General features: G+C 40.1%; 17 protein-coding genes and 1 tRNA gene. 6 read left to right on the top strand and 12 right to left on the bottom strand.

Annotation, left to right across the window (positions count from 1 at the left end; genetic code table 11):
- Nucleotides 1-248: 248 nt before the first annotated feature.
- Nucleotides 249-1,388 carry an ATP-binding protein gene (locus tag CTY47_RS01095; RefSeq protein WP_099463027.1) on the bottom strand — a complete coding sequence of 380 codons (1,140 nt, stop codon included), beginning with the start codon at nt 1,386-1,388 and terminating at the stop codon, nt 249-251.
- Between the two features lie 420 nt (nt 1,389-1,808).
- Between CTY47_RS01095 and CTY47_RS01090 the strand changes: the two genes are divergently transcribed.
- The gene (locus CTY47_RS01090; RefSeq protein WP_143813303.1) at nt 1,809-2,573 is read left to right on the top strand and encodes a hypothetical protein; all 765 of its coding nucleotides are present in this window, start codon (nt 1,809-1,811) and stop codon (nt 2,571-2,573) included.
- 66 nt (nt 2,574-2,639) lie between these two features.
- Here CTY47_RS01090 and CTY47_RS01085 read toward each other — a convergent pair whose 3' ends face one another.
- Nucleotides 2,640-4,925: an NADP-dependent malic enzyme gene (locus tag CTY47_RS01085; RefSeq protein ID WP_099463025.1), complete on the bottom strand. Its 2,286-nt coding sequence runs from the start codon at nt 4,923-4,925 to the stop codon at nt 2,640-2,642.
- A gap of 344 nt (nt 4,926-5,269) precedes the next feature.
- Nucleotides 5,270-5,578: a hypothetical protein gene (locus CTY47_RS16885; RefSeq protein WP_158228491.1), complete on the bottom strand. Its 309-nt coding sequence runs from the start codon at nt 5,576-5,578 to the stop codon at nt 5,270-5,272.
- A gap of 65 nt (nt 5,579-5,643) precedes the next feature.
- Here CTY47_RS16885 and CTY47_RS01075 point away from each other — a divergent pair, with 65 nt between their 5' ends.
- A complete protein-coding gene (locus tag CTY47_RS01075; RefSeq protein ID WP_099463023.1) occupies nt 5,644-7,950 on the top strand; it encodes a TonB-dependent receptor in 2,307 nt (768 codons plus the stop codon).
- 368 nt (nt 7,951-8,318) lie between these two features.
- Here the strand turns inward: CTY47_RS01075 and yihA are convergent, their stop codons facing one another.
- From yihA to CTY47_RS01055, 4 genes are read right to left on the bottom strand one after another with little or no spacing between them, the layout of a single operon-like run.
- Nucleotides 8,319-8,915 (bottom strand): ribosome biogenesis GTP-binding protein YihA/YsxC, encoded by a 597-nt coding sequence (yihA, locus tag CTY47_RS01070; RefSeq protein ID WP_099463022.1) that lies wholly within the window; start codon nt 8,913-8,915, stop codon nt 8,319-8,321.
- A gap of 22 nt (nt 8,916-8,937) precedes the next feature.
- Entirely contained in the window at nt 8,938-10,407 is a 1,470-nt protein-coding gene (locus CTY47_RS01065) for a sodium:solute symporter (RefSeq protein WP_099463021.1), read from the bottom strand.
- Nucleotides 10,408-10,462: 55 nt separating this feature from the next.
- Complete coding sequence (locus CTY47_RS01060; RefSeq protein WP_099463020.1) at nt 10,463-11,779, bottom strand: SpoIID/LytB domain-containing protein; 1,317 nt, start codon at nt 11,777-11,779, stop codon at nt 10,463-10,465.
- Between the two features lie 8 nt (nt 11,780-11,787).
- Nucleotides 11,788-13,782 carry an OPT family oligopeptide transporter gene (locus CTY47_RS01055; protein ID WP_099463019.1) on the bottom strand — a complete coding sequence of 665 codons (1,995 nt, stop codon included), beginning with the start codon at nt 13,780-13,782 and terminating at the stop codon, nt 11,788-11,790.
- A 355-nt stretch (nt 13,783-14,137) separates the two neighbouring features.
- On the opposite strand from CTY47_RS01055, the gene recR reads away from it, so the two are divergent.
- The 3 genes from recR to CTY47_RS01040 are packed head-to-tail and all read left to right on the top strand — an operon-like array spanning nt 14,138 to nt 16,485.
- On the top strand, nt 14,138-14,755 hold the full coding sequence (recR, locus tag CTY47_RS01050; RefSeq protein ID WP_099463018.1) for a recombination mediator RecR: 618 nt from the start codon (nt 14,138-14,140) through the stop codon (nt 14,753-14,755).
- A gap of 13 nt (nt 14,756-14,768) precedes the next feature.
- Entirely contained in the window at nt 14,769-15,944 is a 1,176-nt protein-coding gene (locus CTY47_RS01045; RefSeq protein ID WP_099463017.1) for a glycosyltransferase family 2 protein, read from the top strand.
- A gap of 1 nt (nt 15,945) precedes the next feature.
- A complete protein-coding gene (locus CTY47_RS01040; protein WP_099463016.1) occupies nt 15,946-16,485 on the top strand; it encodes a GNAT family N-acetyltransferase in 540 nt (179 codons plus the stop codon).
- Here the strand turns inward: CTY47_RS01040 and CTY47_RS01035 are convergent.
- Together CTY47_RS01035 and CTY47_RS01030 are read right to left on the bottom strand one after the other, a co-directional pair.
- Nucleotides 16,482-17,078: a YqgE/AlgH family protein gene (locus tag CTY47_RS01035; RefSeq protein ID WP_099463015.1), complete on the bottom strand. Its 597-nt coding sequence runs from the start codon at nt 17,076-17,078 to the stop codon at nt 16,482-16,484. The genes CTY47_RS01040 and CTY47_RS01035 overlap by 4 nt on opposite strands.
- Nucleotides 17,079-17,197: 119 nt before the next feature.
- Nucleotides 17,198-18,511 carry a pyridoxal phosphate-dependent aminotransferase gene (locus CTY47_RS01030; RefSeq protein WP_099463014.1) on the bottom strand — a complete coding sequence of 438 codons (1,314 nt, stop codon included), beginning with the start codon at nt 18,509-18,511 and terminating at the stop codon, nt 17,198-17,200.
- 147 nt (nt 18,512-18,658) lie between these two features.
- On the opposite strand from CTY47_RS01030, the gene CTY47_RS01025 reads away from it, so the two are divergent.
- Nucleotides 18,659-18,732 (top strand) — tRNA-Asp (locus CTY47_RS01025).
- A 142-nt stretch (nt 18,733-18,874) separates the two neighbouring features.
- On the opposite strand, the gene CTY47_RS01020 is transcribed toward CTY47_RS01025, so the two are convergent.
- The 3 genes from CTY47_RS01020 to CTY47_RS01010 all read right to left on the bottom strand — a co-directional run bounded on the left by CTY47_RS01020 (nt 18,875) and on the right by CTY47_RS01010 (nt 22,267).
- Nucleotides 18,875-19,999: a DNA polymerase III subunit gene (locus CTY47_RS01020; protein ID WP_099463013.1), complete on the bottom strand. Its 1,125-nt coding sequence runs from the start codon at nt 19,997-19,999 to the stop codon at nt 18,875-18,877.
- Nucleotides 20,000-20,429: 430 nt separating this feature from the next.
- Nucleotides 20,430-21,203: a prephenate dehydrogenase/arogenate dehydrogenase family protein gene (locus CTY47_RS01015; RefSeq protein ID WP_099463012.1), complete on the bottom strand. Its 774-nt coding sequence runs from the start codon at nt 21,201-21,203 to the stop codon at nt 20,430-20,432.
- Nucleotides 21,200-22,267, bottom strand: coding sequence for a bifunctional 3-deoxy-7-phosphoheptulonate synthase/chorismate mutase type II (locus CTY47_RS01010; protein WP_099464025.1), 1,068 nt, complete (start codon nt 22,265-22,267; stop codon nt 21,200-21,202). The genes CTY47_RS01015 and CTY47_RS01010 overlap by 4 nt, the downstream gene beginning before the upstream one ends.
- Nucleotides 22,268-22,294: the final 27 nt, after the last annotated feature.

Genomic DNA, 22,294 nt, shown 5'->3' with positions numbered 1-22,294 from the left:
AAATGCCCCGTTTGGACAAAGTAGTGTTACCAAATCGTTACTGAAAATCAGACGAAATAAATAGTAACGATTTTGATGTTAAGTTGCTGATATGTCGCTCGTTGTCTCTTAGATGTCTGTTCATAAACTAATTGTTAATCGTTCCTTAGCAGTGGGAAGTTATAACCCCATTGTTACGGACATAAAAAACAAGGTATATGAGCAAGAGTACATTTAAGATTCTTTTCTATGTTAGAAAGAATCTTAAATTACCATTTCTTAACCTCGCCTTGTGAAGTCTTCATATCTTTATTTCCATTATAAATTGCGAAACATTGCTCAGAAGCTACCCCCGATAGCTTTGCCCATTTGGAGATACCCTTGAAAAAGTCAGAAGAGTATGTGGCTCCTGATTTTATTTCGTATGCAAATTGTTTGCCTTCCTCTGTGCGCAATAAATCAACTTCATTGCCTGTACTATCTCTCCAAAATGAAAGATTGGGCTCTTTTCCTTTATTATATGCTTCCTTGATAAATTCATTAATTACAAGGTTCTCAAATAAACCTCCACGAAGAAAATGAGTCGCTATTTGGTCAGCGCTTTTTATGTCGAGAAGTGAACATGCTAGCCCTGTGTCATAGAAATAGAGTTTTGGAGCTTTTACTAGCCGTTTAGCATAGTTGTTGTGATCAGGTTTTAATAAATAGCAGATGTAACTTGCCTCCAAAATAGAAATCCATGAGGTTGCTGTGGTTACGGATACTCCACATTCATTGGCTAACGACGAAATATTGAGGAGCTGTCCAATACGTCCTGCACACAATTTCAAAAAACGAATGAATTTACTCAAGTCTCCAATATTCCGCATCAAACGAACATCACGTTCGACGTATGTCTGGATGTAGAATGGATAGTAGTCAGTAGGGGTAATGTCTTTGTCGTAAAGACGAGGATATGCTCCTTTGAAAATTTCTTCATTCACAGTAGGGGGGAGTATATTACCTTCTTTCATTTCTAGATGAGAAAAAGGCAATAGCCGAAGAATAGCAGTTCTACCTGCAAGTGATTGGTTGATGCTCTCCATTAAAAGAAAATTATGAGAGCCCGCAAGCAGGTACATTCCTTCTCTATTCTCTTTATCGGTATGAGTCTGAATATAGGAAAATATAGATGGCACTCTCTGCACCTCATCAATAATTGTTTTATCAGGATATGTAGCAAGAAAGCCTCTTGGATCTTCGGTTACGAACAATCTCATATCCGGATCTTCTAATGATACGTATTTATACTCTGGAAATGATGTTTTGAGTAACGTCGATTTACCTGATTGTCGTGGGCCCGTTAGGGTAACAATCGGATACTTTTTCGTTAGCTCCAATAGTCTGGTCTTTAATATTCTTTCTATCATATCAGATATTGTTTTGTGCAAATCTACTACAAAAAAGTGAATTTGCGAATTTGATATGAGACTATTTTGCCAAATGAATGATTTGTATTATCTTTATTTCTTAATGTTGAGATGGATGGACATCATGAAGACGATGTAGGACTGAGTCGGACAAACTTCAATTACTAAAACAGTACTAAGAGTAATATTGACATTATTATAACCTTGTAAATAAGGACTTGTCGAGGAAATTCATTACCCTATTTCTCTGCTGTAAACATTGACAATCAGTGTTTAATGAGAATAGCACCCGGTTTTACACCCAAGAATGTAAAGCTGGGTGTTTTTGTGTTATTTAAGATTCCCTATAAATAGGTTATGAAGTTATGCAGTATTTTGTTAATCTTGCATTTTGTAAATACATCATTAAAATCTTTCCTTATGAGAACAAGGACTTTATATGGAATACTAGTTTTATGCCTATTTGTCATAGGTATAGTACCGACCACGGCTCAAGAAAAAGAGCATTTTACAACTATTAAAGATAAGCATAGAATAGAATCTATGCAGAGACCGTTTATGATGTCGTTTTCTTTAGGTTCTAATTTTAATACCGGAGGAAATGATTATTCAGAATGGTTTGGTTCACGGGCGGATGTAGCTACCCAGTTTAACATGCGAATGAATGTTGCGTTTGCATGCAATTGGTGTGCTTATTTTGATTTAGGACTTTCTTTCTATAAAGTACAAACCGATGATTTAGTACAGAATATCGGTAACGCACTTCTTGACGAGTTGATTCCAGGTTTAAGTAAAATAAAACCTTCTGTGGCACTTGGAGTATCATATATTGTGGAAAGGAATAGGTGGCAGTTGATGCCAAGAGTCGGAATAGGGTGGATGTCTGCCGGTTGTTCTTCTGATAATTCGACAACGATTGATGGGAAAACTACTCGTTTGAAAATAGACAGGTCGCCTATGTTTTTCAATGCAGGAACATCTATAGGTTATCGTACATCAAATAAATGCAGTGTCATTTTTGATGTAAGCTATCGTTTTCCGATGCAATCTTGTAAAGCTATCCATACAACAACGTTGCCGGACATACCTCCTGTCATAGTTACAAATAAATCTCATTCATGGGCGAATGATTTGAGCGTTTCGATTGGTATTCAACTTCAAATGGACCTGAAAAAGAAGAAATAAAAATATAGCGCAGGTGCAAAGAAAAAGATTGTTGCACCTGCGCTATAGAGAGTAAGTTTTTTATTTTTATTTCTCTTTTTCTATCTGTTCCTGTACAATTGCATCTACAACTGCAACGGTGGTCAGATTTACGATGTCGCGGGTCGTGCTTTCCACATCTGTAAAGTGGATCGGCTTATTTAATCCCATTTGGATCGGGCCAATTGTCTCGGAAATTCCAAGTGCGTCCAATAATTTATAGGCACTGTTGGCTGAGCTTAGATTCGGGAAAATTAATGTGTTTACATCTTGGCCTTTTAGTTTATTGAACGGATACATCTCGTCGCGAAGTTTCTTGTCGAGAGCAAAGTTTACTTGCATTTCTCCGTCAATAACCATTTCCGGATAATTTTTATGCAGGAAATCGATGGCATCATGTACTTTTTGCGGACTACCTTTTTTGTCGGAACCGAAATTGGAATATGAAAGCATTGCCATTACAGGTTCATGTGCAAAGAACTTGACGGCATCATGCGTCAGACGTGCAATATCGATCAGTACGTCGGTAGAAGGATGACGGTTAATCAATGTGTCGGAAATAAAGAAAGTTCCTTTTTTGCAGGTAACAATATTCATTGCTCCGAAATGATTGTATGTGGGACGGATTCCGATGATTTCTTCCGCTAGTTTTGTCACTTCCGAATAACGGCTGTAAACGCCGGTAATGAACGCATCTGCATCTCCGGTTGCTACCATCATCATCCCGAAGGCATTGCGACCAACCATCTTTTCACATGCTTCGGCAAAAGTGACACCTTCGCGTGCCTTTTTTTCTGCAAGAATGCGGGCATAGCGATTGCGCCGTTCTTCTTCACGGTCGTGGCGCAGATTTACGATCTCTATACCTTCAAGGCTCAGATTTTCTTCGGCTGCCAGTTTTTGAAGTCGTTCTTCATTGCCTAATAAAATTGGTTGGCAAATACCTTCAGACTTAGCTTCAATAGCGGCTTTCAGCATATTTACATGGTTTGCTTCTGCAAATACCACACGTTTCGGATTTGCCTTGGCCATATCCGTGAAAGAACGAAGCATTTTATTATCGTATCCCATCATTTCACGCAAATGGTTTGCATAATCATCCCAGTCGGTGATTGTTTTGCGAGAAACTCCCGATTCGATGGCAGCTTTGGCTACAGCTATGGAAACGCGGGTTAGTAAGCGTGGGTCGAGTGGCTTTGGAAGAATATAATCGCGTCCAAAGGAAGTGCGTTTTAGCTTATAAGCCGCATTAACCACATCAGGAACAGGTTCTTTTGCCAGATCAGCAATCGCATGAACGGCACCTAGTTTCATCTCTTCATTAATTGCCTTGGCATGAACATCGAGTGCGCCGCGGAAAATATAAGGGAATCCTAATACATTATTTATTTGGTTCGGATAATCGGAACGGCCGGTTGCAAAAATGATGTCGTTGCGTGATGCCATTGCATCTGCATAAGAGATTTCAGGATTCGGATTAGCCAATGCAAATACGATCGGATTTGCATTCATGGAACGAACCATTTCCTGGGTTAATACGTTGGCAACAGACAAACCAAGGAATACATCACTACCTGCAACAGCTTCCTGCAATGTCTTTATATCCCGATCGGTTGCAAATTCGAGCTTAGCAGCATTCAAGTCGGTGCGTTTGTTTGATATAACGCCTTTACTGTCGCACATGATAATGTTTTCCTTGCGTGCTCCTAGCAATACATATAGTTTTGTACAAGAGATAGAGGCCGCACCGGCACCGTTTACTACGATCTGTACTTCTTCAATCTTTTTGCCGGTTAGTTCCAATGCGTTTAAAAGACCGGCAGCAGAGATAATGGCTGTTCCGTGTTGGTCGTCGTGCATGACAGGAATATCTAGTTCTTCCTTCAGGCGTGTTTCTATTTCGAAACATTCCGGAGCTTTTATGTCTTCCAGATTGATGCCTCCAAAAGTAGGTGCAATAGCTTTTACTGTTTGAATGAATTTTTCAGGGTCTTTTTCTGCTACTTCGATGTCAAATACATCAATGCCTGCAAAGATTTTGAATAAAAGCCCTTTTCCTTCCATTACCGGCTTTCCTGCCATTGGGCCAATGTCTCCCAAACCTAAAACGGCAGTACCGTTTGATATAACAGCTACCAGATTTCCTTTTGATGTATATTTATAAGCATCGAGCGGGTTCTTTTCAATTTCCAGGCATGGCTCGGCTACACCTGGCGAATAAGCTAATGATAAATCTGTTTGTGTACTGTGTGGTTTTGTGGGAATTACTTCAATTTTTCCAGGTTTGCCTTCGGAATGATACCGAAGCGCTTCATCTTTCGTTATTTTTGCCATATGTTCGTCGATTTTGTATTTTGTTTCTTTGTAAATTGCCTACAAAAGTAACAAATTATTATACAAATGCTATTTGATACTTACAATTAGTTTGTTGTTTTTTGTTATAATTTTGTTTGTTCTGCTAAAAGGATTAAATAGTTATTTTAAATGAAATATTGCTTAAAAACGATTGTTTTTTTATCTTTGTTGTCCCTAATCGGGATAAAGTTGGATGAGACAACATATAATTAAATATTTGAAGTGGTTACTACCGGTACTTTTTATTACGTACTATAGTTGTGTATCACTTTTTACACACGTGCATATTGAGTACGGCGTAACCATTGTACATGCTCATCCATTTAAAACTGATTCGAATAGTTCTTCTCATCATCACAATTCCTTAGCCGAAATACAGCTGTTCCATATACTCTCTTCGCTACATGCGACCGATGGAACGGTTCATCCGCTGCAACTACATTTTTATACACTTTATATAGGCGAAGTTTCTGAATCGCCGGTTTATCCGGCGTTTCCGGTTCCTGTGAAAGGGAATTTATATCTTCGCGCACCTCCTGTTTTAGCTTGATATTAAAAACATTCCTTTCGGAAGGATTTAGGATTCCTTTCGAAAGAAATTCTATTTTCTCTCGGAAAGAATTATATTCCATTGAAAGAATATGTTATTCCTTCCAAATAGATTATTAAGATCATATTAAATTATTTTTATCAAGCAATGAATAGGATATTTATACTTATACTATGCCTGTGTCATACCTTTTCGGTTTTATGGGCAGGAGATGATGATATGCGCCTTAATCCTTCGGATGCTAATGTAGTGGGACATATTTTGGACAAAAAAAGCGGAGAACATCTTTCTTTTATTAACGTCTATCTACACGGAACAACGATCGGTACTTCCACTGATGCTACCGGACACTATTACCTGAAAAATCTTCCGGAAGGTAAGTTTACTTTAGTGATGAAGTCTTTAGGTTATAAAACAATAGAGAAGCAATTGATTCTTAAGAAAGGAAAGACTTTGGAAGTAAACTTTGAAGCTGAAGAAGATGCTGTTTCATTGGATGGCGTTGTTGTTTCGGCAAACCGGAATGAGACGACCCGCCGGTTGGCTCCGTCTCTGGTAAATGTATTGGATGCGAAGGTTTTTGAGACAACCCATGCAACCTCTTTAGCTGACGGGTTGAACTTTCAACCGGGAGTGCGTGTGGAAAACAATTGTCAGAACTGTGGTTTTCAACAAGTTCGAATCAATGGGCTGGAAGGCCCTTATACACAGATCCTGGTAGATAGCCGTCCGATATTCAGTGCTCTTACCGGTGTTTATGGGTTGGAACAGATTCCTGCTAATATGATAGAACGTGTAGAAGTTATGCGTGGAGGAGGTTCTGCATTATTTGGTTCTTCTGCCATAGCAGGAACAATAAATATCATAACAAAAGAGCCATTGCGCAATTCTGCCCAATTGGCTCACTCCCTGACAATGATAGGAGGTAGCCGTCCTGATAATAATACCACATTGAATGCTTCATTGGTAACGGATGATCATAAAGCCGGAATTTACCTTTTCGGACAAAGCCGTCACCGTGCTTCGTATGATTATGACGGCGATGGTTTTTCCGAGTTAGGACAGTTGAATGCAAAAACGGTAGGTTTTCGTTCTTATTTGAAGACCAGCACTTATTCTAAGCTGACTTTCGAGTTTCATAATATTAATGAATACCGTCGTGGAGGCGACCAGATTGATCGTCCTCCTCATGAGGCCTTTGTTGCTGAGCAAACAGAACATAATATAAATGGCGGAGGGTTGAAATTCGACTTGTTTTCCAAAGACTACAAACATCGCTTAAATGTATATACTTCGGCCCAGCATACCAAACGTGATAGTTATTATGGAACGAACCAGAATCCGGACGCTTATGGACATACTACTGATATGACCTTTGTTGGTGGTACGCAATATTCATACAACTGGAATAAATGCCTTTTTATGCCTGCCGAATTTACCGGAGGCCTGGAGTATAATTATGACAGGCTGAAAGATGAGATGTTAGGTTATCATCGTATAGTTGACCAGACTGTACATATAGGAAGTCTTTTCCTCCAGAATGAGTGGAAAAATGATCGTTGGAGCTTTCTTGTCGGCGGCCGTTTTGATAAACATAACCTGATGGATCATGTTATTTTTAGTCCGAGAGCTAACGTACGTTTCAATCCGGTTGAAGATATCAATTTACGTTTATCTTATTCAAGCGGTTTCCGTGCTCCGCAGGCATTTGACGAGGATTTGCATGTTGCTGCTGTTGGTGGCGATGTAGCTATTATCCAGCTTGATCCTGATTTGAAAGAAGAACGGTCGAACAGTGTAAGTGCTTCGGTTGATTTTTATCATCGCTTTGGGCCTGTTCAGGTAAACTTTCTGGCGGAAGGATTCTATACGGATTTAAAGGATGTATTCTTCCTTCAGGAAGTAGGGAAGGATGAACAAGGTAACTTGATATTGGAACGTCGTAATAAAGACGGTGCCCGCGTAATGGGAATTAATTTGGAAGGTAAGATGGTTTATTCGTGGATGCAATTGCAGGCCGGTGCTACTATACAGCGTAGCCGTTATAAAGAAGCAGTGACGTGGAGCGAAACAAATCCGGGCATCCAGCCACAAAAGAAAATGTTCCGGACACCAGATGTTTACGGTTATTTCACTTCTGTTTTTACTCCAGTGAAACGTCTGTCCGCATCTCTTACCGGAACTTATACAGGAAGTATGTTGGTACAGCATTTGGCAGGTTATATTCCTGAAGATAGAGAAGAGAAAACGCCGGATTTTTTTGATATGAATATTAAACTGGCTTATGATATTCCTTTGTTTAGTTCTGTTAGTTTACAGATAAATGCAGGTGTACAGAATATATTCCAGGCATATCAGAATGATTTTGATCAGGGTAAAGATCGTGATTCGAAATATATCTATGGGCCCGGTACGCCCCGATGTTATTTTGTGGGGTGCAAGATCAGTTATTAAGGTATAAAGAATGAAGTCGTGTCAAAAGTCGGAATTAAGGAGCGCAGACGGAGCGCAGGCCATATTGATTATTAATAAAATCAGTCTGTGCTCTTCTGTGTGTTCTGCGTCATCTGCGTCCGGTAATAGCGTTTTGACACAACCTCATTCTTTATCTTATTTATTTTATATCTCTTCCGGTTGGCAATAAGGCCGGATTTCTACGTAATGTGAAGATGTTATTTTCTGATAAAAGAGTACCGGTGGTTGGGCAACTGTACTCGGCGGGGTGTTTGCCCCATCGGGATAGTCTGTATTTGCTTCCCGGTAAAGTTGTTGGCGATTCCATACCACCCGTACTATTATCACCCCACAATAAAAAGGTGTATTTATAAACTTTTGTTGATTTCCTCAATGTAATTCAATATTTCGTCCCGCCCCTCTCTTTTTTCGGATGAAGAGACTAAAATCGGTGGTAATTCTTCCCATGTTTCAAGTAATTTTTCCTTATAAGCTTTCAGGTTTTCTTGCAACCGCCCTTTGGTTATTTTATCTGTCTTTGTGAAGATAATAGTGAATGGAATACCGTTTTCACCAAGCCATTCCATAAATTCAAGGTCTATCTTTTGTGCTTCATGCCGGCAATCTACCAGTAAGAAAAGACAGACTAACTGTTCACGTTCTAATATATAGTCTTCAATAATGCACTTTAATTTTTCACGTCCGCTTTTGCCGTGTTGTGCAAACCCATAACCGGGAAGGTCAACCAAATACCATTCATTATTGATGATAAAATGATTAATAAGCTGTGTCTTGCCCGGCTTTTGTGAAGTCATGGCAAGCCCTTTCTTGTTAGTTAGCATATTAATAAGGGACGATTTGCCTACATTACTGCGTCCAATGAAAGCATATTCAGGTAAGTTTCCTTCCGGACATTTTTTTACATCCGTATTGCTAATTACAAATTCCGCACTTTTTATTTCCATAGGTTGAATTGTAAATTATAAATTATGAACTATGTATACTCGTTTGTTTGTTGTGTGCCGAAACTGCCCACAACCCTGCAAATGTAATACCTCCGTTAACCATCAGCATTTCATAACCAAAGGTATAGCCGGCATATTGTTTTACAAGATAATCCAGGGTAAAACAGATCAAAGGCGAGGCTATACATATATAAGGAACATATTTGTCGCGTGGTTGTTTACGGGTAAACAGGCCGAAAACAAACAGGCCTAATAACGGACCGTATGTATATGAAGCAATCATGTAAATGGCATCTATCACGCTCCGGTTATTAACAGCTTTAAATATAAGAATGATAATAGCGAATAATACGGAAATCATAAGATGTACTTTCAGCCGGGTACGTTTGGCCTTTTGTGCTTCTTCCTGTTCTACACCAAGAATATCTACGCAGAAAGAAGTTGTGAGTGCTGTTAATGCAGAGTCTGCACTGCTGAATGCCGCAGCAATAATACCGATGGTAAAGAATATCAGAATACTGCTCCCTAAAATACCCGAAGTACAGAACATGGGCAGAATATCATCGTTTAACTGAGGCAATTGTATTTGTTGCTGGTTGGCTAAGATTAAAAGTAATACACCCAGCGCAAGGAAGAGAAAGTTTACCGGAGTAAAAGCAAATCCGTAAGTGTACATATTCTTTTGTGCATCCTTTAGATTTTTGCATGAAAGGTTCTTTTGCATCATATCCTGGTCCAGGCCGGTCATCACAATGGTGATAAATATTCCGCTAAAGAATTGTTTGAAGAAGTTTTGCGTACTGTGCCAGTCTCCGAATTCGAATATGCGGAAGCGAGGACTTTCTACCAGCGTTTGTATCATGCCGCCGGTACTTAAATCCATCTTGTCTTTTACTTGCCAGATAATGACAATAAGCATGGCAACCAGGCATAGCGCCTGAATGGTGTCTGTCCAGATAATTGTTTTGATCCCGCTGCGGTATGTATAAAGCCAGACCATAAAAATACTAAGTATAACCGTTACTGCGAACGGAATGTTCCAAGTGCTGAACACGTAAGTCTGTAATATTAAAACAACGAGGTAAAGCCGGGCTGCCGCTCCTACGATTTTAGATAATAAAAAGAAGGAAGCTCCTGTTTTATAGCTACGCCGCCCTATACGGCTGTCAAGATATGAGTATATGGAAGTAAGTTGTAATTTATAATATAGAGGCAACAGTACTTTGGCTATCAGGATATATCCGACAAAAAAACCAAGAACCGTTTGCATATATGTCATATCTATTCCACGAACCATACCCGGGACTGATACGAATGTAACACCTGAAAGGGAGGTCCCGATCATACCGATAGAAACAATATACCAGGGCGATTTACGATTTCCGAGAAAAAAAGCTTCATTGCCGCTGTTCTTTCTTCCGGTAATCCAGGCTATCAATAATAGTATTCCAAAATAAGCCGCAATGATAAAGAGGATAATGTAGCTATTCATCGAGTGATTTTTATTTCCTGCAAATATACAATAAAGGAAGGAATTTCTGAACCGTTTAATATCTTTTCTCAACTTCCGCTCTGGGGAAATAATGAGCCAGAATTTGTTTGTAGTTATATCCTTTGGCACCCATTACGGCTGCGCCTATCTGGCACAATCCGACGCCGTGTCCCCAGCCGGCACCGGTTAAAATAAAGCGTTGTGGAATATCGCATGATACCTCTTTCTTATCTACTATAAATGCAGAACTATACAAATGGGTTTCTGAGAGCGTACGGCGTATTTCAAGTTCCTTGCCGATAATTAAACTTTGCCGTGTGCCGATAATCTTCAGCTTTACGATACGCCCGGATGTTCCGCGTTCTATTGGAATTAAATCTTGTATCTGACCGAAATCCATACCGCTTTTGCGATGGATAAGTTCGGAAAGTTGTTTTTGAGTGTATTCCACCTTCCAGCGATAAAAGTCAGTTGTTTCCTGATCGTAGTTGTTTAATACTTGTTTCAGAATGGTACTGTCATGTGTGTTGCAAAAGGCTTCCGGTGAGGTCCTTATCCAGTTTTCTGCGTTAGCTTCATTAGTAAGATCGGGATACTTTATCTCATCTTGACTGTCTTTTACGGTGGTAAGGTAGGAGTGAGGAACCGGTTCCCAGCAATTCTCGAACTTCTCGGTTATACCGCCGCAGCATTTGGAGAAACGGGTATCGCAGATTGTTTTACCATCGGTCAGTATTTCTCCGCGTGTTTCGCGTATTACTTGTTCTACGATTGGAGTAGAAGTGCGGGTAATGCCTTGATAACGCTGGCAGTGATCGTCTGCACAAACATCAAAGAATGCGTGATCTTCGCGGTCGTACCAACGAATCAGTTGCTCTCTGTCCCTGTAGTAACTTTGGTATTTCTTTTCCGAGGCCGATAGCATCGAACTTTTTTCTACCTGGGCAAGTAGCCAACTACGGGAAATAACAGCGTGTGCTTTTAGCAGTTCTTTTGATGCGTGTGCACTCATCTCAGACGAAATAACACTGGTTAAGTATAATTCGGCGTCTACTTGGTTGATCGTGATAATACCTTCTTTTCCGGCAACTAAATTTAAAGCGCCGTAAAAACGTTGGTCTTCTTGCCGCTGCCAATGGAACTGAACGCCAATGGTTACAGCTTTCAATTCGAAGGAAGCGTCCGGAGAAGTAGGTTCAAAGAATATTTCTTTATATAGTTTGCCGTTAAAAACAATATTTCCGTTTACAAACAAAGCGCGTTGTTCCCCGGTTAAGAAAGTGCCTGTTTCTGTATGTACGTATTCTGCATTAAATACGAATGATACTGCCTTTTCTGTTAATATACCTACGTTTACTACCGGTGCTTCCATGATCTGAATTATTCTTTTTTTGCTTTTAATGAAGTAATTGCCAGATAAGCCATGATTGCAATATACATTACAATGGCTAGCATCTCTGCCATTGTGCTGTTCATCCAATCTTCATTCACCAGATTAACTCCTCCAAAGCGAAGGGCGGCACTCACCACTCCCATTAAAGCACCTCCGGCTATGAATCCGGAAGCAAGCAGTGTACCTTTTTCCAATCTGGCAGAGTTCAGAGCTTGGTCTTTGCTACGGCTTCCTACGTACCAACTAATGGCTCCGCCTATTAGCAAAGGTGTGTTGAGTTCCTGAGGGATAAACATACCCAGGGCAAATGCCAATGCCGGGATTTTGCAGAAGTTCAGTACTATAGCCAATACGGCACCTATGGCATACAAAGCCCACGGCGCACCGGCCCCACTCATTAAAGGTTCTATAACAGCTGCCATAGCGTTTGCTTGCGGAGCGGCCAATTGTCCGGTAGTAAAACCGTATGTCTGATTCAGTATCAATATAACACCACCTACTGTTGCTGCCGAAACCAATGTTCCGAGGAACTTCCATGTTTCCTGTTTGGCTGGTGTACTTCCCAGCCAATATCCTATCTTTAAGTCGGTAATAAAACCTCCTGCCATAGATAGAGCAGTACAAACAACACCGCCAATAACGAGGGCGGAGACCATTCCTGCCGTTCCTTTTAATCCTGCGGCTACAAGGATGATGGAGGCTAATATAAGTGTCATCAACGTCATGCCCGAAACCGGGTTTGTGCCTACTATAGCAATTGCGTTGGCTGCAACTGTTGTGAAAAGGAAGGCAATAATACCAACCAGCAGTAGCCCTATTACGGCATAAAACCAGTTATCTAATACGCCAAAGTGAAAGAACAAATAAGTGATAATTAATGTCACAATTACACCGATGGATATAATTTTCATTGGGATGTCCCGCTGTGTCCGGATTGTTTCTTTTTCAGCGTCTCCGCCTTTTCCTTTCAGCTCTTTAGCAGCTAATCCTACAGCTCCGCGTATAATTCCCCATGATTTGATAATACCTATTACACCTGCTGTTGCAATACCGCCAATACCAATGTGGCGGGCGTAAGTAGTGAATATCTGTTCCGGTGTCATACTGCCTACAGTGGCGGTTATGGCATTATTGCCGAATGTGAGCACATCGGCACTGAAGATGGCGGACATAGCCGGGATGATAACTAACCAGACAAGGAATGAACCGGCACAAATAATCATAGAATATTTTAATCCGATGATGTATCCCAAACCTAATACGGCGGCACCGGTATTGACTTTCAATACGATTTTTGCCTTCTCTGCAAGCAATTCTCCGGCACCTATTATGCGTGTACTGACCGTTTCGCTCCACCATCCGAAAGTAGCGATGATGAAATCGTACAGCCCGCCTATTAATCCTGCAAAGATCAAAGGTTTTGCCTGACTGCCTCCTTTCTCACCGGACACAAGTACTTGGGTGGTAGCTGTAGCTTCGGGGAAAGGGTATTTGCCATGCATGTCTGAAACAAAATACTTACGGAACGGAATTAACAATAAGATGCCCAATATTCCGCCAAGCAACGAACTCATAAATACTTCAAAGAAATTTATGCTGATTTCCGGATATTTATCTTGTAAAATATACAAGGCCGGCAGCGTAAAGATGGCTCCTGCAACGATAACGCCGCTACTAGCCCCGATAGACTGTATGATGACATTTTCGCCCAGCGCGTTTTTCCGTTTGAATCCGCTGGATAGTCCTACGGCAATAATGGCGATGGGAATGGCCGCCTCGAATACCTGTCCTACTTTTAACCCCAGATAGGCTGCTGCTGCACTGAATAGTACGGCCATGACAAGTCCCCATAGAACCGACCAAGGCGTTACTTCCTTGTATTGTTTGTTGGGTGACATGATTGGCTTATATACTTCTCCTTCTTTCAGTTCCCGATAGGCATTTTCAGGCAGCCCGTTTACCTTTTCTTTGTTTTCTTCCATTACGGCATTAAAATGTTAGGTTTATTATTCGTCTAAGCAGCCTTGAATCTGGCTTGTTGTTGACAAAAGTATGTTATATCTTCGAAAGAAACAAATCCTTTCATTGCTATAATTAAATCTGGGATACAGCATGTTTTGTGCGAAAGATCGGGAATAAGTATTATTTTTACCAGGTATAAAATTAATTACTACCTGGCTAAAAATTAATTTTGACCATGCTGGAAATTGATTTTGACCAAGGACAAAAGAATAAAAATACAGTATCTTTGGGGTAAAATGTCGGTATTCCCGGATTAAGATATGCTATGGAAAGAACTAATTATTCGTTATCTTTGTGCTCAAATAGTTAGAGACAATGAGTGAAAGATACCCGTCGGCATTACTTGAAAGTGCAGTGAATGAGTTGGCTTCGTTGCCCGGAGTAGGGCGGAAGACTGCTCTGAGATTGGCTCTTTATATGCTTAGGCGTGATGTGGGCTATATCGAAAACTTTGCAGCGGCCTTGGTAGCTTTGCGTCGCGACGTAAAGTATTGCCGTGTTTGCCATAATATATGCGATGATGAGATGTGTGCTATTTGCGCCAATCCGCAACGGGATCATGAAACGGTTTGCGTGGTTGAGAATATAAAAGAGGTAATGGCAATAGAGAATACCGGTCAGTTTCGTGGTGTTTATCATGTGCTGGGAGGAATTATTTCGCCTATGGACGGAACCGGCCCCGGTGATTTACAGATTGATAGTTTGGTAGAGCGCGTGGCCCGTGGCGAGGTGAAAGAAGTGATTCTTGCTTTAAGTACGACGATGGAAGGCGATACTACAAATTTCTTTATCTACCGTAAATTGGCTCCTTATGATGTAAAAACGTCTATGATTGCCCGTGGAGTTTCTATTGGGGATGAGATTGAATATGCCGACGAGATAACTTTAGGACGTTCTATTGTTAACCGTACGGAATTTAAGATGAACAGCTAATCTGATGTAACTCATGTATGAAACGAAGATATCTATTATAATAGTAAACTACAACGTAAAATACTTCCTGGAGCAATGCCTTTATTCTGTACGGGCTGCAGTGTCGGGCATGGATGCTGATGTGTTTGTTGTAGATAATAACTCTACGGATGGTTCGGTAGAATATCTGCGTCCTTTGTTTCCTGAAGTTGTTTTTATTGAGAACTGCGATAATCCGGGTTTTGCAAAGGCCAATAACCAGGCTATTGCCCGGTGTAAGGGAGAATACGTATTGCTGCTTAATCCGGATACGGTGATAGGTGAAGAAAGTATCCGTTCGCTGTGCTATTTTATGGATGAAAATCCGCAATCGGGCGGAATAGGAGTGAAAATGTTGGACGGACACGGTGTATTTCTGGCGGAAAGTAAACGCTCGTTTCCAACGCCGTGGGTTTCGTTTTGCAAAATGTTCGGGCTGTCAAAGCTTTTTTCCAATTCACCTTGTTTTGCACGTTATAGTTTACCTTATCTGGACGAGAATAAGCAACATGAAGTTGAAGTATTGGCCGGAGCATTTATGCTGTTGCGCCATGAGGCTCTGGATAAAGTAGGCTTGCTTGATGAGGCTTTCTTCATGTATGGAGAAGACATTGACCTTTCGTATCGCCTGGTACTTGGCGGTTATACTAACTTTTATATACCTGAACGTATTTTGCATTATAAAGGCGAAAGTACAAAGCAGGGAGACCTGAAATATATCCGGGCATTTTACGGGGCAATGATTATTTTCTTTAAGAAGTATTATCCGCATTCCGGCATTGTAATGAGTTTCCTTATCCATGTTGCGGTTTGGCTTAAGGCAATCTTGTCTGCTCCTTTCCGGAAGTTCGGATTAAATAAAGGTAAGAAAAGTAAGCACCGCCGTTTGCTGGTATTATGTAATGAAGAACATTTTGAAGAAATAAAGAAGGCCTGTACCAAGCGTATGCCCGAACTCGAATATGTCAACCTTTGGGATTTGGATGAAGAGCATGCGATGGATGCGATTTGTCGTCGCAACCAGATGAAAGGCTTTACCGATTATGTTTTCTGCTATCCCGACGTCCGTTTTGAGCAAATGCTTCTTTTTATGGACAGGATAGTGAATAAAAAGGCTACATATCATATTTATACTAAAAAAAGTGGCCGGCTTGTATCGCCGGGTAAATGAGATGGCTCTGTTGGAAAATGAACATATCCGCCTTCGTGCGTTGGAACCGGAAGACCTGGATTTACTGTACCGTTGGGAGAATGACACTTCTCAATGGAATGTTGGAAATACGTTGTCTCCGTTCTCGAGATATATACTAAAGGAATATATTGCTAATTCCCATTTGAATATATATGAATTGAAACAGCAGCGTTTTATGATAGAGTTGAAGCCTGACGGGACAGCTATCGGAATGATCGATTTGTATGATTTTGAACCTCATCATAGACGTGCTGGGGTGGGAATTATGCTTGACCGGTTATATCAGGGGAAAGGCTTTGCTATGGAAGCATTGGATCTGACGGTAGAATATGCATTTTCATTTCTCCGGTTACACCAACTTTATAGTCATGTTCCTGCAAAGAATAGTCCTAGCAAAGCTCTTTTTGAACGTTGTGGATTTATACTTACAAGTGTTCTTGCAGATTGGATCGTAACAAAAGAGGGTTATTCGGATGTATACGTTATGCAACGAATAATCACCAAACTGACAGATAATTAATTCAAGTATGGATCTTTTGGATAATTTATCCAGGTTTCGTAACGGCTACCCATTTCTTTAAGCGAATCTTTCCAGAAAGATTCCCCTTCGGCAAACATTACATTGTCGTTGGCATTGCGGCTTACAATCCATGAATTTTGCGTTATCTCTTTTTCCAGTTGTCCTTGTGTCCATCCTGAATAACCGAGGAAGAATTTTACTTTTCCTTCTATGGAGTGTCCGTTAACGATATATCGTTTAAGTGCTTCAAAATTGCCGTCGAAATATAATTGATCGTTGATTTTTACAGCATCAGGAATGATGTTGTTTCCCAGTGAATGAATGAAAAACAAACGGTTCGGACTTACGGGTCCTCCTAGATAGATGGGTATTTCGGATAAATCTTCAAGTTCGGAGAAAAATGTATTTACAACCAGATCGGTTTTTTTATTTAATACAAATCCCATAGAGCCTTGTTTGGTATGTTCAATTAATAAAACAACGGATCGTTGGAAGTAAGCATCCTGAAGAAAAGGTTCTGAAATAAGGATACTGCCTTGTGCCGGCAGTACATTATTATGTGTTATTTTGAATATATCTTTATAAGCCGCCATAGTTATTGGGAATAAACTGATTGAAAAACACGGACAATGTAAGGCTTTTAAAGATGAAAAACAAATAAAAAGCCCGGCAGAATGGTTAATAAACGTAAATTTTGCCGGGCTTTTGTCATTTATAGCGGATGGTTTTCACTGAATATTTTTAATCGTTTTTCTAACAATTCATATTGATGATCTTTTATGAAAGAGGTGCAGGCACGCAAGCCTTGCTGGTTACTTCCTGTTGTACTCAAAGATATGGCACTAACGCCATAGTAGATGAGTTCTTGCATTAATTCTCCTCCCGTCATGCCCGGATAAGAGATGGTAAAGTAGAAACCATCGGCAATAGGCTCATCCAAGTCATGATTATATACGATCTGAAAACCATATTGAGTGAATATCTTTTTCAATCGTTCTGCACGCCTTCCGTATTCTTTCACTTCGGATATAAAGTCGAATGTCCCGTCTGAAGCAGCTTTGAACATGGCAGCCAAGGCATATTGTGCCGAGTGGCTTGTGCCGGAAGAGAGAGCATAAAGTACGCGATGGATATAAACCGTGCCAAATGTTCCTCCGCCATAACGCTGTGTAAGTCCCTGGTATGCGCGGTGGTATAATTTATCAGATATTGCTGTTACACCAATGCGTTGTCCGGCATAACTGAAAGCTTTTGATCCGGAGATTTGTAGTATGTAATTGTTTGTATAACGTGCAACACTTGCCTGATAAGGAGCTTTGAATGGTGTACCTAAATCTTTACGGAAATCCATCGCAAAATAGGCAAGGTCTTCAATAACAATAACATCGTGCTTGTTTGCCATGTCGCCGATAATCTTCAATTCATCTTCGGTGAGGCAGAACCAGGCCGGGTTATTTGGGTTGGAGTATATCATGGCTGCAATATTACCTTTGGAAAGGTATTTCTCCAGCACATCACGTAGCTTTTCTCCGCGGTATTCATAAACATCAAAAGATTCGTACTTATATCCCATAACCGTAATTTGCTGTTTTTGTACAGGAAATCCGGGATCGATAAATAGGATTGTATCTTTTCCGGGCGTGCATTGTCCGCTTACAAGGAATGAAGCGTAAGTTCCCTGCATGGAGCCTGTTACCGGTACACAGCCTTCTGGTGACACGTCTATATTAATAAAGGCTTTGATAAAACGTGAAGCTTCTGTTTTAACTTCCGGTATCCCGTTGATATTGGGATAGATGGATGCTATTCCGTTACGTAAAGCATTTATTTCGGCATCTACGCCGACTTGGGCTGCTTTAAGTCCGGGAACCCCCATCTCCATATGAATAAATTCTGTTTTTGTCTCTTGTTCCAATTGGGTAGAAATGGCTACTACTTCGCGGATAGTTGCTTTCCCGAAATCTGGAAGTCCATAGCCATCAATAACTTGTCTGGCCTTTTGATAATCTACAGGAGTATTTTTCATGATTATATTAATATGTTATACTGGGAAGCAAAAGTAGAAAAATAATCAGTGTGATCTAATTTTTTCTGCCGAAACTATTGCAAAATCAAATAATCGCTCTATCTTTGCACCGCATTCAACGGAATGATTTGTTTTAAAGAAATAATTGGTGCGTTAGTTCAGTTGGTTAGAATACATGCCTGTCACGCATGGGGTCACGGGTTCGAGTCCCGTACGCACCGCGAAGAAAGCTCTGAAATCGGAAAGGTTTCGGAGCTTTTTTATTTCTATTCGGTAATGAATGGCAATAAATATCTTCTACTGAATATTTTAGGGAAGATGATTCTATAAGAAAAGAATGTATTGTTGGAATAGGTAGGTTTTTTATCTTTTAATCAATACAGTCAGACGTAATGCTAAATCAAAAAACACCATCTTTGCATTTACATTCTGAGAAATATGCTTTTCTGCTTTGTCTAATTCTTTCATTATATCGATTACATTCCTTTCATTAACAAAAGGTGCGAATTTTACAGCGAAACCGGATTCATCGAGGTTCATGTAATTTAATTCCGGTGTTTGAAAACGGTACATGAAGTTTTCACGTATTAGATGTTGACAGTAAGCGAGGAAGTTTTTCTGTCTTTCTCTTCCTATGCCAGCCATTACGTCTGCCATGTTCTTCATATCTTTGACATTCCGGGCCCATGAATTACGCATCATGCTTTTGAATTGTTCCAGGAAAAACTTATTCTCTTCTCCCAAGCTGATCGCTTCCATGGCTTTGATAAAGCTACCGCATGATAAATGAGCTATATGTTTAGCGTCGTCTGCCGATAATCCGAATTTGGAAATCATTGACTGAGCAATATCCTGGGCTTGAATTGCTTTTACATTGATACGCTGTGCACGGGATAAAATTGTACCTAATACTTGATCGGGAGTTTCGGAAACCATCAGTATTATTGTATTCTGTGGTGGTTCTTCAATGACTTTTAGCAGTTTGTTGGCACATGTAGGGTGTAGCTTTTCCGGTAACCATACTAACAATATGCGGTATGCCGCTTCGTATATTTTTAGATTAAGCTTATGGATAATCTCGTCACTTTCTTTAGAATAAATCAATGCTTGTGAGTTGCCGGCCTCAATATAATCCAGCCAGTTGTCCATGTTAAAATAGGTATATTCTTTCAAGAATCCTCTCCATTCGGTAAGATAATCGTCGCAAACTTCCTTTTTCTTTTCTTTTTTGGCAACAATAGGGAATACGAAATGAAGGTCTGGGTGAACCAAATCATTAAACTTTAGGCATGAAGGACATTTTCCACAAGCATCGGTCTCTGTACGGTTCGTGCAGTTCAGATATCGGGCATATGCAAGAGCCAACGGAAATGCTCCGGCTCCTCCTTGTTCGGTTAATAACTGTGCATGGGGTACAGCACCTGTTTGTGCCGACTGTATTAATCGTTGTTTTATTTCTTCTTGGCCGATAATATCTTTGAAGTACATAAATCTTTATTGTTGTTTCGAAAGCATAGCAAAGGTAAGAATAATATCCATTTGCACAGACAGAACAAACCAAATAAGATGTACAATACAAAGTCGGTTACAAAAAATACGATATATTTCATGTCAATAAGAATAAAATTACGATAGTAAGACATGCTCATAACAAAATACCCCTATTGGAAGATGAAATATTTTTCAAAATATTTTATTCGGATAAAAATAATGATCTGTTTTGAATTTATTGAATACGTTTTTCAAGTATGATTTAACAATAACTTGTCTTTGTTTATCAGTTAGGTTGGATAACTACTCATAAAAAAATCATAGTTATGACTTTTTTAAGTCATAACTATGATCCGATAATATTATAATTATGAAATTTCAATTTCTCTTGAAAGGACTTAATACAGGACGATTGTTATAAAAGTTGTTACTCTATATTTTTTCTGATCTTTGTCAGATATTCCTTCATCTTTATAGAATCTTTATCTTTTATGATTTCCTGAAGGGTTTTAAGTTCTTCCTGGATACGTTCGATTTGATGAGGAGTTCTCGGGTTGAAAAGAATTTCCGTCAAAAGATAATCATCTTCTGATAAAAGTCCACGGGCGATTTTCATATGACGTTTGAATGTTGTACCCGGTGCGTCCTGGTGCTTCATAATGGCAGCAAAAACCATTGTCGATGCAAAAGGAATGCCTAATGAATAAGCCACTACTTTGTCGTGCTCCTCGAATGTGTACTCTCTAATATTCAAACGAAGGCTGGAATAAATATCTTTGAAGAATATTTTACCCAAATGATCGCCTTCGGAAATTACAATGGTGTTTTCTTTTTCAAGGCTTCCCAAATTAGCAAAAGTAGGACCAAACATCGGGTGGGTAGAAACGTAAGGAAAACCGCATGTTTCATAAAACTCTTTCAAATGCGTCTTTACAGATGCAATATCGGAAATGATACAATAAGTCTGCAAATAAGGCATAACCGATTTAAAAGCTTCAATCGTATAGCTTAATGTAACACAGTTTATTACTAGCTCAGGATTAAATTCGGCAACCTCTTCCGGTTTTTGCAGACGCAGGGCGTTGTAAATAAAACGCATCCGTTTAGGATCGTTTTCCAGTACGGCTACTTCATGTTCGAAACTTAACAGGTCGGTGAAGAAAGATCCCATCTTTCCGGCACCTAATATCAGGATTTTCATTTCTGTTCGTTCATTATAATCATCTGTTGGCGTACAGATTCTTCGTGTATTTCTTTTAATATCTCTTTTACAAAGTCCGGACTTAAATCCATCTGTTCGCCCATATTGGAGCGTTTTTCCAGAATCTCACTGTAACGAGGCGATTGTAAGATCGGCATATTGTGCTCCTTCTTATAAATACCTATTTCGCGCGACACACGCATACGTTTCGCCAATAGTTCCAGCAATTGTTCGTCTATACCGTCTATCTGACGACGTAAAGCAGCCAGATTTTCCGTTGTTTGATTGACGTCACGGATTACTAACAGGTTTAATACATAATCTAAAACGTCAGGCGTAACTTGTTGTGATGCATCGCTCCATGCACAATCAGGGTTACAATGTGATTCAACAATCAGACCGTCAAAACTAAGGTCCATTGCCTGTTGACATAAAGGAGCAACCAATTCTCTTTTTCCTCCGATATGACTAGGATCGCAGAAAATAGGCAAATCCGGCATGCGGCGACGCAATTCAATAGGAATATGCCATAAAGGAAGATTACGGTATATCTTTTTGTCGTATGAGCTGAATCCGCGATGAATTGCACCTAAGCGGTGGATACCTGCACCGTATAGACGTTCGAATGCGCCGATCCATAATTCTAAGTCGGGATTAACCGGATTTTTGATCAGAATGGGAATATCTACTCCTTTTAATGCATCTGCAATTTCCTGTACGGCAAACGGATTTACGGCTGTACGCGCGCCAATCCAAAGAATATCGATTCCGGCTTTCAGAGCTTCAAATACGTGATCTTTAGTAGCTACTTCGGTAGAAACATACATACCTGTTTCTTGTTTGACGCGCTTTAACCATTGCAAACCTAGTGCTCCTACACCTTCGAAACCTCCTGGTTTGGTACGCGGTTTCCATATTCCGGCACGGAATATTTTAACGCCTCTTGAGGCGAGTTCTTTTGCTGTTTCTAATACCTGCTCTTCTGTTTCTGCACTGCAAGGGCCGGCTATTACAATCGGACGTTTAGTATCTAATCCGGGTAATGAGATAGGTTCAATTTTCATTTCCATGTTATGATGTGTTTTATTAAT

It is taken from the genome of Parabacteroides provencensis, assembly GCF_900232875.1.
Taxonomy (GTDB): Bacteria; Bacteroidota; Bacteroidia; order Bacteroidales; family Tannerellaceae; genus Parabacteroides; species Parabacteroides chinchillae.
This window is presented reverse-complemented; position numbering and strand designations above follow the sequence as displayed.